The 17820-nt window shown below is 31.1% G+C and carries 14 protein-coding genes; 4 read left to right on the top strand and 10 right to left on the bottom strand.

The features are described 5' to 3' along the window. Positions 1-64: 64 nt before the first annotated feature. From porQ to lon, 4 genes are all read right to left on the bottom strand, one after another. On the bottom strand, positions 65-1084 hold the full coding sequence (gene porQ, locus BM549_RS07905; RefSeq protein ID WP_290469780.1) for a type IX secretion system protein PorQ: 1020 nt from the start codon (positions 1082-1084) through the stop codon (positions 65-67). Positions 1085-1163: 79 nt separating this feature from the next. Beyond that, a complete protein-coding gene (locus BM549_RS07900) occupies positions 1164-1649 on the bottom strand; it encodes a LysM peptidoglycan-binding domain-containing protein (RefSeq protein WP_290469779.1) in 486 nt (161 codons plus the stop codon). A gap of 18 nt (positions 1650-1667) precedes the next feature. Next, positions 1668-2810 carry a LysM peptidoglycan-binding domain-containing protein gene (locus BM549_RS07895; RefSeq protein WP_290469778.1) on the bottom strand — a complete coding sequence of 381 codons (1143 nt, stop codon included), beginning with the start codon at positions 2808-2810 and terminating at the stop codon, positions 1668-1670. Position 2811: 1 nt separating this feature from the next. Then, a complete protein-coding gene (gene lon / locus BM549_RS07890; protein WP_290469777.1) occupies positions 2812-5259 on the bottom strand; it encodes an endopeptidase La in 2448 nt (815 codons plus the stop codon). Positions 5260-5536: 277 nt separating this feature from the next. On the opposite strand from lon, the gene BM549_RS07885 reads away from it, so the two are divergent. From BM549_RS07885 to BM549_RS07870, 4 genes are all read left to right on the top strand, one after another. Next, positions 5537-6094 (top strand): RNA polymerase sigma factor, encoded by a 558-nt coding sequence (locus tag BM549_RS07885; RefSeq protein ID WP_290469776.1) that lies wholly within the window; start codon positions 5537-5539, stop codon positions 6092-6094. Between the two features lie 38 nt (positions 6095-6132). Next, positions 6133-6690 (top strand): hypothetical protein, encoded by a 558-nt coding sequence (locus tag BM549_RS07880; RefSeq protein ID WP_290469775.1) that lies wholly within the window; start codon positions 6133-6135, stop codon positions 6688-6690. Continuing rightward, the gene (locus BM549_RS07875; protein WP_290469774.1) at positions 6668-7759 is read left to right on the top strand and encodes a hypothetical protein; all 1092 of its coding nucleotides are present in this window, start codon (positions 6668-6670) and stop codon (positions 7757-7759) included. Before BM549_RS07880 ends, BM549_RS07875 begins: the two co-directional genes overlap by 23 nt. Before the next feature lie 67 nt (positions 7760-7826). Continuing rightward, the gene (locus BM549_RS07870; RefSeq protein ID WP_290469773.1) at positions 7827-8558 is read left to right on the top strand and encodes a head GIN domain-containing protein; all 732 of its coding nucleotides are present in this window, start codon (positions 7827-7829) and stop codon (positions 8556-8558) included. A gap of 73 nt (positions 8559-8631) precedes the next feature. On the opposite strand, the gene BM549_RS07865 is transcribed toward BM549_RS07870, so the two are convergent. The 6 genes from BM549_RS07865 to BM549_RS07840 all read right to left on the bottom strand — a co-directional run bounded on the left by BM549_RS07865 (position 8632) and on the right by BM549_RS07840 (position 17820). Continuing rightward, complete coding sequence (locus BM549_RS07865; RefSeq protein ID WP_290469772.1) at positions 8632-9783, bottom strand: hypothetical protein; 1152 nt, start codon at positions 9781-9783, stop codon at positions 8632-8634. A gap of 36 nt (positions 9784-9819) precedes the next feature. Further along, positions 9820-11121, bottom strand: coding sequence for an MFS transporter (locus BM549_RS07860; protein WP_290469771.1), 1302 nt, complete (start codon positions 11119-11121; stop codon positions 9820-9822). A 63-nt stretch (positions 11122-11184) separates the two neighbouring features. Further along, positions 11185-12015, bottom strand: a complete 831-nt coding sequence (locus tag BM549_RS07855) for a M48 family metallopeptidase (RefSeq protein WP_290469770.1) — start codon at positions 12013-12015, stop codon at positions 11185-11187. A gap of 102 nt (positions 12016-12117) precedes the next feature. Next, a complete protein-coding gene (locus BM549_RS07850; RefSeq protein WP_290469769.1) occupies positions 12118-14523 on the bottom strand; it encodes a glycoside hydrolase family 31 protein in 2406 nt (801 codons plus the stop codon). Between the two features lie 119 nt (positions 14524-14642). Next, entirely contained in the window at positions 14643-16550 is a 1908-nt protein-coding gene (gene glgB, locus BM549_RS07845; protein ID WP_290469768.1) for a 1,4-alpha-glucan branching protein GlgB, read from the bottom strand. A 4-nt stretch (positions 16551-16554) separates the two neighbouring features. Continuing rightward, positions 16555-17820, bottom strand: a complete 1266-nt coding sequence (locus BM549_RS07840; RefSeq protein ID WP_013871301.1) for a glucose-1-phosphate adenylyltransferase — start codon at positions 17818-17820, stop codon at positions 16555-16557.

Genomic DNA, 17820 nt, shown 5'->3' with positions numbered 1-17820 from the left:
TTATATTTTGGTTTCTACCAACAATATAAAAAAATTTAACTCAATATATTAAGCTAAGCGTAACTTATCTCAAATCTATTTGCAGCCCAAAGAAGTTTGAATTTGCTGCACTTGTATATTTTGCATGTGTATAACTAAAACGAAGTTTGTTTAGTTTTACTGAAAAGCCTGCCGAAATACCAGAAAAATTACGTTGTTCTTCTATACGTAGTTCTTCACCACGCCTAAAACTATAACCTAATCTAATATTAAAACCTTTATCTGGAAACAACTCTGCTCCTACTATAGTATGACGAATAACTTGAGCTAAAAATCCAACTTTTTCTGGTGTTATATTACCTTCTAAATCTGTAGTTGCTCTTGCTGGGTTTTCTAAGCCAATTGGCCATTGTTGCAAATTCTCGAAGGTTAAATGCCAACGTAATGGTACATTTTCTAAAGTTTGAGACAAACCTAAATCTATCTCTAATGGTAAACGTTCTCTTGTACCGGCATACGTTGTAATTTGAGTACCTAAGTTTCTAACTACTAATGTGCCTTGAAACTCTAAACGCTCATCTATATACAACAAACCTAAATCTGCAGCAATACCAAAAGAATTGTATTGCTCTAATGTAGATGTAATAAGTTTTACATTTGCACCTGCATAAAAATCACTATATCCTATTTGTTTAGCATAACCAACAGATAATGCAGCTTCAGATCCTGTAAAAGTACCTGTTGAAATTCCATTTTCATCATAACCATCAAAATCACCGTAATTTACATAAGTCATTCCCGTATGTAATGTTTGTGTTCTTCTATCCCAAGTATAAGCATACGCCGCCGTACCATAACTTATACCACCTAAATAACTGGTGTAATTTAAAGCTAATTGATTATCCATTTCAACATTAATTGTTGACGGATTATACAAACCTTGGGTTACGTCCCAATCTACATTTGTTAATACTTTACCACCTAAAGCTGCTTGCCTTGGTGAATTAACTAAGTTAAGAAATTGGTAGGTTGATTGTCCTCCTAGTTGCGCAAGGCAAAAGGTGCTAATTAATAGAGAGCAGATTAGGACAGTATTTTTAAGCATAAAGTTGCAAAGTAACTAAATCTATCTTAAAACGTATATATGTATTTTTTATTTTTTAGTAAATAAAATTTCAAGTAATTTAATTAAGTTTTAATACTTGACCAATGCTTATTATGTTAGTGTTTAACCCATTTAAACGCTTTAATTCTAATACAGATAAATTATTGTTTTTTGCTATACGATACAAAGTTTCACCTTTTGAAACTGTATGAGAATCTTTATTTGCTATAATTCTTGAAGTTGAATAGCCTATTGCTAATTTTTGTCCAACATATAAAGTGTTAGAATCTAAATTGTTTACACTTTTAATTTGAGCAATACTTATTTCGTATTTTTTAGAAAGCGAATATAGAGTTTCGCCACTTTTTACTACGTGAATATTAGTTCCTTTTAAGGATTGTAAGGTATTTGAAGAATTTACTACAGAACCATCTACAAATTTATAGTCGCCTGTTTTTATATTTAATTTTGCTGGCTTATTATCTATAATAACATCTACAATGTTTGTTTGTGCAAATGAAACTAGAGAAAATAGAAAAAATATTAATACAAGAAATTTATTCATTTTAAAAAAGAGACTTAATTATTTTTGTAACGGTTTAACTTTAAGTTTCTGCCCAATACTAATATTATTGTTTTTTAAACCGTTTAGCTTTTTCACTTCTTCTACGGTCATATTATGCTGTTTTGCTATACTCCATAGCGAATTTCCTTTTTCTACAGTATAAAATGCAGCGTGTTCTGCGTTAGTATTTGTTTTATTCTTTTCTTCTTTTGCTAAACCTTCATTTACTTCATGTTCTTCAACTTTAGTTTCTAATGTATCTTTTGTTGTTTTACGAACTTCTTTTATAACTCTTGTTGCTTTTTCTGCAATAGTTTCTTTAGGTTTTAAAACTTTTTCTTCAGTTTCACTATTATTTTCAAAAACCATTACTTTTTTACCATTATCGTCTCTTATATTGGCTTTAGGTTCCTCAATAATAGTTTCTTTAATTAAGGTTTCTGGTTCTTCTGTTTCATTTTTAGTGTTCTCTGTCTCTTCAAGTTCGGCTTCTAATGCAGCCATTTCACTTTTTAAACGTGCTAAACGCTCTTTTTTAGTTTCGGTAGTATTATTTACTACTTTATTACTTACCTGTGAATTGGCCTCGACATCTAAGATTGGATTTTTTACACTTTTGGTAACTTTATAAACCTTTTTATTTGGTTTTTCTTGGCTGGCTTTTGTTTTAACTAGTTTTTTTTCAATTTCTTCTATTGGTGGTGGTGGCGCTAATGCTCCTGGAGATTCTCCTGGCCTAAGTTTAGCAATGATTCGTTCTTTACCAGATGTGCTTATTACAGGACTACTAGATTTAACTATTGTTTTAGTCTCTATTTTTAATTTAGAACCTAATTTAAGATTAGATGCTGTTACTTTATTGCTTTGTTTTAAAGCACTAACACTAATATTATATTTTTTGGAAATTGATGATAAAGTTTCTCCTTTTTTTACTACATGATATTTAATATCTGTATAAACCACGCCGCTTGGCGTGGTTTTTAAATTTTCTGCATTGGTTTTAGCGTGTGCTCTATAAGTATATTCACCAGTTTTAGTAGAAATAAAAGCTTCTTTACCTTCTACTTCTATAGGTATAAACTCTTCTGCTATTTCGGTTGTGTCTTGAGCATAAATACTTAAACTCAATAAACCCAATAAACCTAATGCAATAGTTTTCATTTTATAATTTTTTAGCGTTCTTAACTTTTTGATTTGTTAGGGCTAATTTTAAAACATCTTTCATATCTGTTACAAAATGAAATTTCAAACCTTTAACGTAATCTGGCTTAATTTCTTCAATATCCCTTTTATTATCTTCGCAAAGTAAAATTTCTTTAATTTTTGCGCGTTTTGCAGCTAATATTTTTTCTTTTATTCCACCAACGGGTAAAACTTTACCACGAAGTGTAATTTCTCCAGTCATTGCAATGCTCTTTTTTACTTTTTTCTGAGTAAATAAAGAAACTAAAGAAGTTAACATTGTTACACCTGCACTTGGTCCATCTTTTGGTGTAGCGCCTTCTGGAACGTGAATATGCACATTATACTTATTGAAAACTTCTGGGTTAATACCAAACTCATCTGCATTCGCTTTTATATATTCCATAGCGATGGTTGCAGACTCTTTCATTACTTTTCCAATGTTTCCAGTAATAGATAAAGCACCTTTTCCTTTAGACAGTATAGACTCTATAAATAAAATATCACCACCAACTCTTGTCCATGCTAAACCTGTTACAACTCCTGCAACATCATTATTTTCGTATTTATCGCGCTCTAATTTTGGTCCGCCTAAAACTTCTACAATTGTATTGTTAGTTACTTTAACATCGTACGTTTCTTCCATTGCAATATTCATTGCTGCGTAACGCACCATTTTGGCTATTTTTTTATCTAGTGTTCTAACACCAGATTCTCTTGTATAACCTTCAACAATTTTTTCAAGTTGTGGCTTTCCAAGCTTTAAGTGCTTGTCTTCTAAACCGTGTTCTTTTAATTGTTTTGGTAATAAATGGCGTTTACCTATTTCTACTTTTTCTTCTATTGTATAACCAGTTACATTAATAATCTCCATTCTATCTCGTAATGCTGGTTGAAGATTAGCCAAACTATTTGATGTTGCTATAAACATAACTTTAGATAGGTCGTAACCCATTTCTAAAAAGTTATCGTGAAACTCACTATTTTGCTCTGGATCTAACACTTCTAACAAAGCAGAAGATGGATCGCCTTGGTGAGAATTAGAAAGTTTATCTATTTCATCTAAAACAAATACAGGATTAGAAGTTCCTGCTTTTTTTAGAGATTGAATAATACGTCCTGGCATAGCACCAATATAAGTTTTACGGTGGCCTCTAATTTCGGCTTCGTCTCTTAAACCACCAAGAGACATACGCACATATTCTCTCCCTAATGCTTCGGCAATAGATTTACCTAAAGATGTTTTACCAACTCCTGGAGGTCCATAAAGACATAAAATTGGAGATTTCATATCATTACGTAACTTTAATACGGCTAGATATTCTATAATACGTTTTTTAACATCGTCTAAACCATAGTGGTCACGATCTAATATTTTTTTAGCTCGTTTAAGGTCAAATTTATCTTTACTAAACTCATTCCATGGTAAATCTAGAAATAAATCTAAATAGTTACGTTGTATAGAGTACTCTGCAACTTGAGGATTCATACGTTGCATTTTAGATAGTTCTTTGTCAAAATGCTCAGCAACCTTATCATCCCATTTTTTAGCTTTAGCACGCTTTTTCATATCTTCCATCTCTTCAGCATTACCACCACCAAGTTCTTCTTGTATGGTTTTCATTTGCTGATTTAAAAAATACTCGCGTTGCTGCTGGTTCATGTCGCTTTGAACCTTAGATTGTATATCGTTTTTAAGCTCTAATTTTTGAAGCTCAATATTCATAAACTTTAAAGTCTCTAAAGCACGATCTTTAAGGTCATTTTTTTCTAATAAAGCTTGTTTGTCTTTTACAGGTAAATTCATGTTAGACGATACAAAGTTTATTAAAAACGAATCACTTTCTATATTTTGTATAGCAAAAGATGCCTCACTTGGAATGTTTGGAGAGTCTTTAATAATTTGTAAGGCTAACTCTTTAATAGAATCTATTATAGCCTGAAACTCTTTATTCTTTTTTGCTGGTTTCGCTTCTGGCACCTCGCGTACTGTTGCATTAATATAAGGCTCTTCGGTAATTACTTCTGCAACCGAAAATCTTTTTTTACCCTGTATAATAACTGTAGTATTACCATCAGGCATTTTTAATACCTTTAGTATTCTTGCAACTGTACCAATTTCATGTATATCTCCTGCTTTAGGATTTTCTACAGCTTCGTCTTTTTGCGAAACAACACCTATAACTTTTCCACCGTTATTTGCATCATTAATTAGTTTTATAGATTTATCTCTACCTGCAGTAATTGGTATTACTACACCAGGAAATAAAACCGTATTTCTAAGCGATAGAATTGGTAAGGTTTCTGGTAAAGACTCATTGTTTATTTTCTCTTCATCTTCTGGCGTCATTAATGGAATTAACTCAGAATTCGCATCAAAATCCTGCAATGACAAACTGTCTAGACTAATAAAATTTGATTTCTTCATATGTATATAAGTGTCATTATGTCGCTTGTTTAAAACAAAACATAATGCAATATTTATAAAATTAAACTACTTTTTCAACAAAAACTACTGATTTTCAAAACATTATCAACAATCAATATGTTTTATATGTTAATAAAAATCAATTAATATGCCATAATTCACCTTCTTATTTAAAGCTTCTAAAAGTCAATTTTTAATAAATTTTTAAAATAGTTTTATAAAACTGTAACAAATTAATTTTACCACTATCTTTAATACAACAAACCATAATAACAAATTGAGTTTAACCAACCATAATACCGAAACTTTAATAACACTTTGTTTATCTAAAAACCAAGCGGCACAATTAGAGATTTACAATAGATATTACAAAGCCATGTTTAATACAGCTTTTCGTATTGTAAAAGATCGTTATGAGGCAGAAGATATTATGCAAGATGCTTTTTTAAAAGCCTTTACAAAGTTAAACACATTAAAAGAGCATAATACTTTTGGTTCTTGGTTAAAACGTATAGTAGTAAATATGAGTATTTACCACTATAATAAAAGCACAAAGTTTGATGAAGTACCATTAGACGATGTACTATATAAAGTTGAAGATTGTGATGGCATAGTATCAAACCACGAGTTTAATAGCATAAAAGCAAAACAAGTAATAGAAAGTATGTCGCTTTTAAAAGACAATTATAGAGTATCTCTCACATTGCATTTAATAGAAGGTTATGATTATGAAGAAATAAGTGAAATTATGAATATCTCTAATGCTAATTGTCGCACAATGATCTCTAGAGCAAAAGAAAGTTTAAGACATAAAATGCTTGCAGTAGTAAGCTAAAACATTAAAATAATAACGCTTTCGCGGAAAAATTAAATATGAAAAAAGATAATATAGATAAGGTATTTAAAAAGCTTCAAGACGATTTTGATTTTGAAACACCAAGTCTTAATCACAAGGCTAATTTTCTAAACAAATTAGAAGCACAAAACAATACAAAAAGTATTACAAGTAAAACTAGTATTTGGAAACCTTTATTAGGTGTTGCAGCCTCAATACTATTAATTGTAACTCTAGTATTTAATTTTAATACTAATACCGAAACTAAAGATTTAGCAAGTGTATCTCCAGAAATGGCGCAAACACAAAGCTTTTTCACATCGGTTATAAATCAAGAATTAGAAAAAATAAAAACTAAACGCACATCAGAAACCGAATTATTAATAAAAGATGCCTTAATACAATTAGAACTTTTAGAAAAAGAATACAAACAACTAAAAATTGACTTAACAGATAGTGGTAATGATAAGCGCGTAATTCATGCCATGATTAACAACTTTATGAATAGGGTTGATTTGCTAAAATCGGTTTTAGAGAATATAGAAGAAACAAAAAACTTAAAACAAACTAATAATGAAACTACAATTACACTATAAAATTTTCTTACTCTTTATGCTTCTGCCATTAGTAATGGTAGCCAATAATGGTAAAGGAAAATACAAAAAAGAAAAAACAATAAACAAAACGTTTAATGTAAGTAAAAATGCCACTTTAAGAGTAGATAATAGCTATGGTAATTTAGATATTGTAACCTGGAATGAAAATAAAATTGTTTTCGAAATTAAAATAATAACCAGCGGTAATGACGAAGAAAAAGTTGCTAAAAAATTAAACGAAATCACAATAGATTTTTCTGGAGAAGGCGATTATATTTCAGCAAAAACACGCTTTAATAAAGAAAAAAACAAATCTTGGTGGAGCAGCTGGACTAGTAACAATAGTAATGTTAACATGGAAATTAACTATATAGTAAAAATGCCAATAACTGGAAATGTAGATTTAAGTAATGATTATGGTAGCATTAACCTTGCGACACTAGAAGGCAAAGCTATATTAGACTGCGACTATGGAAAAATTACTACGAAAGAATTATTAGCAGATAACAACGAAATCTCTTTTGACTATTCTAACAACTGCTATTTTGAATATATAAAGAGCGGAAAAATTGATGCAGACTATAGTGGTTTTACTGTTTCTAAAACCGAAAACCTAGACATTAATGCAGATTACACAAAATCTAAAATAGAAATTGCAGAAAATATATCTTACAATTGTGATTATGGAGGAGTCACCATAGAAAAAGCAAACAATGTTAAAGGCAATGGCGATTATTTAACTTTGAGATTAGGTGATATTTATAAAAGTATCTCTATAAATGCAGACTACGGTTCTATAAGAGTAGATAAGCTTCAAAAAAGTTTTGAGAATCTTTATATAGATAGCGACTACGTAGGTATTAAAATTGGCTACGATCCACTACTAGCTTTTAATTTTGATATTGACTTAGAATATGCCTCTTTAAAAGATGAAGATGCGTTTGAATTTATTAAAAAAAGAGAACAATCTTCTGGTAAATATTATTCTGGATATCATAAAACAGAAAACTCTAAAAGCACTGTAAAAATAAATAGCGACTACGGTAGTGTTTCTTTTTACAAAAATTAATCATTATTATAATTTAAATCAATTAAAAAACGAACTTTAAAAAAATCAATCAACAAAACCAACTATTATGAAAACATTAAAATTAGCTACAGTATTAGCGATAACATTATTTAGTTTCTCATGTGTAAACGCACAATGGAACGGTAAAAAAATCAAGGGAAACGGTAATGTAACAACAATTAAAAGGTCTACTCCAGATTACGACATTATAAAATGTGCCGGATGGATGGATTTTATATTAGTAAAAGGGAAAGAAGGTAATATTACTATAGAAGGCGAAGAAAACCTATTAGATTATATTATAACAGAAGTAAATGGGAATACACTTAAAATTAAAACTGAAAACAACATTAATTTAAGTCCAAGTCGTAATAAAACAATTAAAATTACTATCCCTTTTAATGATATAGACGAAGTTACATTATCTGGATCTGGAGATGTTAAAAATATGGATAAAATAATTACTAATAATTTTGAAAGTAAAGTTTCGGGTTCTGGTGATATTATTTTAGAAGTAGATGCAAAAAACATTGAAGCTGGTATTACTGGTTCTGGAGACCTAACTTTAATAGGTAGTACAGATAATTTAAAAGCTAGCGTTACAGGATCTGGAGATTTTCATGGTTTTAATTTAGAAGCTAATGATGTTGAAGCAAAAGTAACAGGATCTGGAGATATAGAGATTATTTGTAATGGCAACTTAAAAGGGCGCGTTACAGGCTCTGGAGATATTGAATATAAAGGTAACCCAAGAAAAGAAGACACTAAAGTAACTGGTTCTGGAAGTATTGGTAATTAGCAGTTAGCAAAACTAAAAAAGCCGCTTTTCTAAATTTAGAAAAGCGGCTTTTTTTTATTACTGTATTTTGTTTTTAGTATGAAATACTTATTGTGCCTTGACTTAAGCTTAAATCACCACCACTAGAGTTTGTTACAACACCTCCAAACGAACCTACAAGAGTACCTGTTCCATTCTCTGTGATTGTCGAGGTAAAATCATCAAAACCTTGCGTAGAAGGAAAATAATCTGGGTCTGTAGTTGATAAAGTTAAAACAAAAGTCTCATTAATTATGTCTACTCCTGTTGCGCCTTCTTCAACTTCAAAATAAATTGAATAATTGTTAGCAGCAGAGGTTTCACCTGTTATTTGTAATGTATTACCAACCGTTACAACTTCAACTAAGTCAAACTCTATTGGTAACGTTCCTGCAGTTAGGCTAATTTCTACTTCTGGTACTGGCTGTGTATCGTCTTCTTCACAGTTATTTAAACTATCTATTACAGCTTGTATTTCTCCACTAGGATCTCCACAAGAGTCTATTAGTTCTTCTAAAGCAGATCTATATGAATTACATAAGTTTATACTATCTGGATTGTTATTATATGCACTTTCTGCATCATCAACAAAACTTGAAGCGTCTTCACAAGAAGTGTCTATAGTTTCTACTTTAGTCCAAACCGAAGTTCCTGTTGCTGTTAATACAACTGTTTCACCACCAAAAGCCGTTGTTTCTGTTGTATTTTGGTCGAAAGTTAATGTTTGTCCGTTGTTAGAAATTACGTAAGCTATAACTTGTTCTTCTCCAAATTCAGATAAATCCATTCCGTCAAATTCTAAAGAAAAGAAAGAACCATCTATTGTAATTTCAGTATCTGTTGCAGTATACGTGCCAACACCATTTACGTTTTCTAAAAATATTTCTTGTGTATTTGACACTCCATTTATCGTAGTCGTTGCGGTATAACCATAATTTCCGCTTGTAAAAAAAGCATCAGATGTAAATGTTAAGTTATAATCTGGGTTATTACCTTCTATTACAGTACTAGACTCAAAAGGAATACCTCCAACAGTTGAAGAAGATGAAACTGTAGTATTAAATTCAACTAATGCCCAAGTACCAACTAAACTGTTTCCAAAAGGATTGTTTCCATTTTCTTCAAAACCTTCAAGTGGTTCGTTGTCACAAGCTGTAAAGACTAATGAAATTAATAATAGTAAAAGAAATGTTTTTAAATTTTTCATAATTAAGTAATTTAAGCAAACATAATAAATTTAACTTTAATTTGCTGTTGATTGTTTGGGTACTCTAAATAATAATATTATTCCGAAAAGGAAAAATACGAATAAAAATAATATTGCGTAGCGCATTGTACTTATTTGATCTACAACCGCAAAAATAGTCATACCTATAACAATGCCTATTTTTTCGGCTACATCAAAAAAGCTAAAATACGATGTTGTGTCTTCTGTGTTTTCAGGTAAAAACTTTGAATAAGTTGATCGTGCTAAAGATTGTACACCACCCATAACTAAACCAACAAATCCTGCTGCTACATAAAATTGAACTGGTGTTACCATAAAGTAAGCATAAAAACATAGTAACATCCATATAGCATTTACTATTATTAGTGTTTTTATATTTCCAAATTTAGCCGAAGCTTTCGAAGTAAGTATAGCACCAATTATTGCTACAATTTGTATAACTAATATGCTTACAATTAAGCCTTGTGTTTTTTGATCGTTATCTATCCAAGAGATTTCCTTTTCTCCAAAGTATACTGCCATTAGCATAATGGTTTGAACAGCCATACTAAATACAAAGAATGCATACAGGTAACGTTTTAATCTTAAGTTTTGTTTTAGTTGAGCCCAAACCATTTTTAACTCTTTAAAACCGTTAAATATAACTGCTTTGGTTACTTTATGACCGTTAGAAACACCTTTTGGTAATATATAAAATGTATACTGACTGAATATTAACCACCATAAACCTACGGTTACAAAAGCATACCTCATCATCTCTACTTTCTCTGCTCCAGTGTCTTGACTCATTACCATACCTAGGTTTATAACTAGTAAAATTACACTACCTATATAACCTAAAGAGAATCCTTTTGCACTAATACTATCTTGTTGCTCATCGAATGCTATATCTGGCAAATAAGAATTATAAAATACTAGACTTCCCCAATAACCAATAAGTCCCATAAAATAAAACAAAAGACTTAAGTGTATTCGCTCTTTAGAAAACCAAAATAAACCTATACAACCTAAACTACCAATGTAGCAAAAGAACTTCATGAAATTCTTTTTGTTTCCTACATAATCTGCTATACCAGATAAAATTGGAGATGTGAATGCAACTACCAAAAATGTAAATGCTGTAATTATAGAAATTAAAACAGTTGGCTTCATAATAAAACCAAATGCTGAAATAGTTTCATTTTCTGAAGTAAATAACGTTCCATAAAACAATGGAAAAATTGAAGATGCAATTGTAAGAGTATATACTGAGTTTGCCCAATCGTAAAACGCCCATGCGTTAAGAAGTTTTTTACTTCCTTTTTGTAATGTTTCCATAATAAAAAAAGCCACTTATTTTGGTAAGTGGCTTCGAAAATAATAATAATAAATGACTTATTGTTAAAACTTAGTAATAGGTCTAAAAGATTGTACTCCAAATTTTCTAGCTTCCTCTTTTGCTGTTGGTGCTAAAGCCTCTAAATTAGCTATTCTAGTTGTTGTTGCTGGATGTGTACTTAAAAATTCTGGTGGTGCTTGACCGCCACTAGCTTCTCCCATTCTTCTCCATAGATTTGCGGCTTCATCTGGATTATAACCTGCTAATGCTGTTAATATTAAACCTATTCTATCTGCTTCTGTTTCATGACTTCTACTAAATGGTAACATGACTCCTACTTGAGAACCAATACCATAAGCTTGATTAAATATATTTAAGGTTTGTTGATCTTTAATTAATACATTACCTGCTACACCTCCAACTTGCTGTAAAATTCCAGCACTCATACGTTGTTGACCATGGTTTGCTAAAGCATGAGCTACTTCATGTCCCATTATTGCAGCTATTGCAGCTTCATTTTCTGCTACTGGTAGTATTCCTGTATAGAATACAATTTTTCCTCCTGGCATACACCAGGCATTTACCGTATTATCTTGAACTAAATTATACTCCCATTTATAATCGTTTAAATACCCTTGTTGACCATTGGCATTTAACCAACGTTCTGCAGCTACTGCTATACGTTGTCCAACTCTTGAAATCATTTCAGATTCTTTTGTTCCTGTAACGACATTATTTTCACTTAAAAACTGGTTGTATTGTGCAAAAGCAGTTGGAAATAACTGAGAATTACCAACTAAAGCTAATGTACTCTTTCCAGTAAACGGATTAGTAGCACATGAGAAAAAAATTCCTACAGTTAATAATAAAGTTATACTTGATTTAAATTTCATTTTAATTTTAATTTTATAATTGTTTGTTACAAGTTAGTAAAAGTTAACTAAAAACTTAATTTTTAAAAACGAAATACAATAAATTTATTCTATAAAAGGCTATTATTTACCGATAATATGTATTTCTGTAAAGTTTTTATCTATACTCATAGCACTGGTTCCGTTTATAATTAATTGATGTATTGGAACAGTTACATTATCTATTTGTATTTCTCCTATTTCAAATGGTAAACCATGTATGTTTATTTTAAATGTTGAATACTCTGTTATAAATTTACCTTGTTTATGTTGCTGTATTATTAATTCTTCAGTTTTACCTGTTAAATTAAAGGTTCTATAACTATAACGCCCTTTTGTATAATCGTATCCATCATGTGCATCATCATATAATTCAGAGTTTTCTTTTCCTTCTTTATAATACACATCTAATGTTAACTCTTCTATTTTCTTTTCACCTGTATATTGTTGTATTGGGTATTTTGGTATTACCGCACCTTCTTTAATAAAAATTGGCATACTATCTATTTCGGCATCAACCCATTTTTCTTTGCCTCCTTCTACTACCTCATCTGTCCATAAGTTATACCATTTTCCTCTTGGAATATACATACGTCTTCCTTTGGCATTTGGCTCTTGAATTGGACATACTAATATTTTATCTCCATATATAAACTCGTCTGTTCTATAATGTGTTTGGCTATCTTCTTGATCGAAAAGTACTAGTGATTGTAGAATTGGTGTTCCATGTTCTACTAAATTCCAAAAAGCAGTATATAAATATGGTAATAATTGATAACGTAGGTTTATAAACTTTCTAACCACATCTGTTACGTCATCATCGAAAGCCCAAGGTTCTTGATCACCATGATCTCCAGAAGAATGTACACGGCAAAACGGATGAAATACACCTAATTGTATCCAACGTGTAAATAACTCGCCTTGTGGCTGCTCTGCAAATCCACCAATATCACTTCCGGCAAAACTAAAGCCAGACATTGCCATACGTTGCGCTTGTACGTTTGCAATCCATAAGTGTTCCCATGTTGCAACATTATCTCCTGTCCAGGTTGATGTGTAGCGTTGTGTTCCTGAATATGCTGCTCTTGTAATTACAAATGGTCGTTTAGGGTAGTTAAACTTTTTTAAACCTTGATATGTGGCTCTAGCCATTTGCATTCCATAAACATTATGAGCTTTTCTATGGCTACATGGGTTACCATCATAATCATGCCTTACATCGTTTGGAAATGTTTTATTTGGCACTTCCATAACCGCTGGTTCGTTCATATCATTCCATACGCCTTTAACACCAATTTCCTCAATAAGTTCTTTAAATAATCCTGCCCACCATTCTCTAACTTCTGGTTTAGTGAAGTCTGGAAAATAACAATCACCTGGCCAAACTTTTCCTTTCATGTATGGTCCATCTGCACGACGACAGAAGTAGTCTTTCTCTAAAGCTTCTGCAAAAACATCGTAATCTTTATCTATTTTAATACCAGGATCTATAATTACTACGGTTTTAAAACCATCGTCTGCCAGTTCTTTAACCATACGTTTAGGGTCTGGAAAGTATTCTTTATTCCATGTAAAACATCTAAAACCATCCATATAATCTATATCTAAATATATAGCATCGCATGGTATTTGTAAATCTCTAAATTTTTTAGTGACTTCTTTTACATTTGCTTCTGGATAATAGCTCCATTTACATTGGTGAAAGCCCAAAGCCCATAATGGTGGCAGTTGGTGAGGCTTTCCTGTTAGGTCTGTATAATTCTCTACAACATCTTTCATTTTTGGACCATAAATAAAGTAATAATTCATTTCTCCACCTTGTGCCCAAAAACTTGTTACGTTTCTTCGTTCTTGCCCAAAATCGAAAAATGACCTAAAACTATTATCGAAAAAGATACCGTATGCTTTATTATGGTGTAATCCTGTAAAAAAAGGAATGGCCTTGTAAATAGGATCTGTTTCTTTACCAAACGCATAGGAGTCTGTCACCCAGTTTTCAAAACGTTTTCCTTTTAAATTTAAATGTTCTGGTTTATCACCCAAACCAAAATAGCTTTCACGCTCATTAATGGTTTTACTCATTTTTACAATATTACCGCCATACTCATAGCTTTCTTCCCAATGAAAACCTATTTCATCTTCATTTAGTAAAGTGCCATCAATAATATCATAGATTGAAATTCTTAAATTTGCCTTAGCTACATTACAAATAAGTTTTGATGTTCTTATAATATAGTAAGCGTCATTTTCTGTAATTTCTAAATGATTGTACCCTTTACTGGCATATTTTGTAATAGCATAAGAAAAATCGTTCTCAAAAGTTCCTGTGGTTGTATACCTAAAACGAAGTACACTATCTCTAAAAATAGTAAGCTGAAGTACTACACTATTTTCGGTTGAAAAATATAAGGTATCTACATCTTTATTAAATGCTATTATTTTAGAAGGAAATAGATTTCCTTTTTGTTCAAGTTCGGTATTTACAATCATATAAATAGAGGTTTTTGGTATAACAAAAAAACGGAAAACTTATTAAAATATATAATTGTTACACTGATTTATTAACGAAAACGATGTAATTGTAATATTCTCAAAATTAATAGATTATATTAAGAATATTTTAAAGCAATCATGGCTAATGGAGGTATAATTATTGCTACCGAATGTTTTTTAAAATGTGATGTTATGGCTTGAGAAGTAAGTGTTTTATTTTTAAAATTTCCTGAGCCAAAATACTCTAAGTTATCACTATTAAAAACTTCTTTTAGTTTTCCTTTTTTTGGTAGACCAATACGGTAGTTTTCTCGAGGTATTGGCGTCATGTTACAAACAATAATTAAGTTTTCTTTTTCTGCTTCTCCTTTTCTTATATATACCAATACCGAGTTTTCTGCATCGTTATAATCTATCCACTCAAACCCATCATTACTAAATTGTTTTTGATATAATGCTGGTTCTGTTTTATAAAAAGTGTTTAAATTTTTAATAAGCTGTTGTACACCTTTATGTGGTTTGTATTGTGTTAAATGCCAATCTAAACTATTTTGAAAATCCCATTCTTCACTTTGACCAAATTCTGCACCTTGAAACAATAATTTAGTTCCTGGATGTGTAAACATATAACTATATAATAGTCTTAAGTTTGCAAAACTTTGCCACTCGTCTCCAGGTTGACGCCTTAAAATTGAGCGTTTTCCATATACAACCTCATCATGTGAAAGTGGTAGCATAAAGTTTTCAGAAAATGCATAAGTCATTGAAAACGTTAAATCGTTTTGATGGTGTTTTCTATATATAGGCTCTTTTTCAAAATATTGTAAGGTATCGTGCATCCATCCCATCATCCATTTCATACCAAAACCTAATCCTCCTAAGAAAACAGGTTTTGAAACTCCTGGAAACGATGTAGATTCTTCGGCTATAGTTTGTACATCTGGAAAAGATTTATAAACTGCTTCGTTCATTTCTTGTAAAAAGGCAATAGCTTCTAAGTTTTCTCGACCTCCAAATTTATTAGGTTCCCATTCGCCATCTTTTCTAGAATAATCTAAAAACAACATTGATGCTACTGCATCTACACGTAAACCATCAACATGAAATTGCTCTAACCAAAAAATAGCATTACTTATTAAAAACGACTTTACTTCGTTTCTGCCATAATTAAATATTAAACTTTTCCAGTCTTGATGATAGCCTTTACGCTTGTCTGGATGCTCGTATAAACATGTACCATCAAAAAAACCTAAGCCGTGTGCATCTTCTGGAAAGTGTGATGGTACCCAATCTAGAATTACACCTATATTATTTTGATGCAGTTTATCTATTAATACTTTAAACTCTTCAGGATAACCAAAACGCGAAGTTGGTGCAAAATATCCTGTAATTTGATATCCCCAACTAGGATCGTACGGAAACTCCATAATTGGCATAAACTCTACATGTGTAAAGTTCATTTCTTTTACGTAAGTAACTAATTGCTCTGCTAATTCTAAGTATGATAAAAACCTATTTTCTTCAATTTGTTTTTTCCATGAACCTAAGTGTACTTCGTATACAGAGAATGGCGCATTAAGAGCATTTACTTGTTTTCTGTTAGATAGCCATTGTTTGTCTTTCCAGCTATAATTATCTTCCCAAACAATTGATGCTGTTTTAGGATTGTGCTCATAGCGACGTGCATAAGGATCTGCTTTTTCGGTTTTAATACCTTGGTTATGACTTTCAATTTTATATTTATAGGTAGTGCCTTTTCCAATATTAGGTATAAAACCTTCCCAAATTCCACTTTCGTCCCAGCGTACATTTAATTTGTGTTCACCTTCCTGCCAGAAATTAAAATCTCCTATTACAGAAACTTGCTTTGCACTTGGAGCCCATACAGAAAAGTAGGTGCCTTCTACTCCATTTTTTGTTATTATATGCGAGCCAAACTTATTATATAAATTATAATGCTTTCCGCTTTTAAATAAATTAACATCAAACTCTGTAAAAAGACTATGGTTTAATACGTTATCCATAGGTTTATATTACGAATCCTTTTGGAATTATTGCTCCTTTTTTAACAACTACTATTCCTTCTTTTATAAACACTTTATCGGTTTCCATATCTTCTAAATGGCTACCGCCGTTAATTCTAACATCATCACCTATTTTTACATTTTTATCTATAATGCAGTTTTTTATAAAGCAGCGTTCTCCAATACCTATTAGTGTTTCTATTTTAGATGCTTCAATTTCATTTAAGGTTTCATATTTATCATTACCCATCATGTAGGTATTAATAACCGTAGATTCTTTTCCAATTCGAGATCGAATACCAATTACAGATTTTTCTATTTTTGCTGCATGAATAATACAACCTTCTGCTATTACTGCTCTATCTAAAGCTGTTCCAGATATTTTAGATGTTGGTAAAATTCTCGCTCTTGTATACACTCTTTGTGCTACATCGTAAAGGTTAAATTTTGGAATCTCATCTGTTAGTCCAAGATTAGCTTCAAAAAAGGAGTCTATGTTTCCTATATCTGTCCAATATCCTTCAAATTGGTAGCTTAATGTTTTATGTTCTTTAATGGATTGTGGAATGATTTCTTTACCAAAATCTATGGTTGATTCATCATTCATTAAATCAACTAACAAATCTCTGTTAAAAATATAAATTCCCATTGATGCTAAATGGTTTTTACCTTGTTTTTGCATGTCTTCACTAGTTTGCGACGTCCAATCTGGAAGCAATGAAGCATCTGGTTTTTCTATAAATGAGGTTATAATATTATTTTCATCGGTTTTTAAAATTCCAAAAGAGGTTGCATCTTTTTCATTTACAGGTATTGTTGCTATAGATATTTTGGCATTAGCCTCTATATGAGCATTTATCATATCATTAAAATCCATTTGATATAATTGATCTCCAGAGAGTATTAAAGCATACTCAAAATCATGCCTTAAAAAATGATGCATACTTTGCCTAACAGCATCTGCTGTTCCTTGAAACCAACCTTTATTTTCTGGTGTTTGTTCTGCTGCTAATACATCTACAAATGCCGAACTAAAAAAACTAAAATGAAACGTATTTTTAATATGCCTATTTAATGACGCCGAATTAAATTGTGTTAATACAAACATGCGCTTAATATCTGAATTTATACAATTAGATATTGGTATGTCTACCAAACGGTATTTACCTGCAATTGGCACGGCTGGTTTAGAGCGCGCTTCGGTTAATGGATACAATCTTGAGCCTTGGCCACCACCTAGAATAATTGAGAGTACTTTGTCATTAATCAT

This window comes from Lacinutrix sp. MedPE-SW, from assembly GCF_001874145.1.
Taxonomy (GTDB): domain Bacteria; phylum Bacteroidota; class Bacteroidia; order Flavobacteriales; family Flavobacteriaceae; genus Lacinutrix.
This window is presented reverse-complemented; position numbering and strand designations above follow the sequence as displayed.

Bases quoted from the DNA above. Each gene is read 5' to 3' on its own strand.
- lon (WP_290469777.1), bottom strand. From the start codon at position 5,259: ATGAAGAAATCAAATTTTATTAGTCTAGACAGTTTGTCATTGCAGGAT.
- BM549_RS07875 (WP_290469774.1), top strand. From the start codon at position 6,668: ATGAAACTACAATTACACTATAAAATTTTCTTACTCTTTATGCTTCTG.
- BM549_RS07840 (WP_013871301.1), bottom strand. From the start codon at position 17,820: ATGATTAATGACAAAGTACTCTCAATTATTCTAGGTGGTGGCCAAGGC.
- BM549_RS07880 (WP_290469775.1), top strand. From the start codon at position 6,133: ATGAAAAAAGATAATATAGATAAGGTATTTAAAAAGCTTCAAGACGAT.
- BM549_RS07850 (WP_290469769.1), bottom strand. From the start codon at position 14,523: ATGATTGTAAATACCGAACTTGAACAAAAAGGAAATCTATTTCCTTCT.
- BM549_RS07860 (WP_290469771.1), bottom strand. From the start codon at position 11,121: ATGGAAACATTACAAAAAGGAAGTAAAAAACTTCTTAACGCATGGGCG.
- BM549_RS07855 (WP_290469770.1), bottom strand. From the start codon at position 12,015: ATGAAATTTAAATCAAGTATAACTTTATTATTAACTGTAGGAATTTTT.
- BM549_RS07865 (WP_290469772.1), bottom strand. From the start codon at position 9,783: ATGAAAAATTTAAAAACATTTCTTTTACTATTATTAATTTCATTAGTC.
- BM549_RS07870 (WP_290469773.1), top strand. From the start codon at position 7,827: ATGAAAACATTAAAATTAGCTACAGTATTAGCGATAACATTATTTAGT.
- BM549_RS07895 (WP_290469778.1), bottom strand. From the start codon at position 2,810: ATGAAAACTATTGCATTAGGTTTATTGGGTTTATTGAGTTTAAGTATT.
- porQ (WP_290469780.1), bottom strand. From the start codon at position 1,084: ATGCTTAAAAATACTGTCCTAATCTGCTCTCTATTAATTAGCACCTTT.
- glgB (WP_290469768.1), bottom strand. From the start codon at position 16,550: ATGGATAACGTATTAAACCATAGTCTTTTTACAGAGTTTGATGTTAAT.
- BM549_RS07900 (WP_290469779.1), bottom strand. From the start codon at position 1,649: ATGAATAAATTTCTTGTATTAATATTTTTTCTATTTTCTCTAGTTTCA.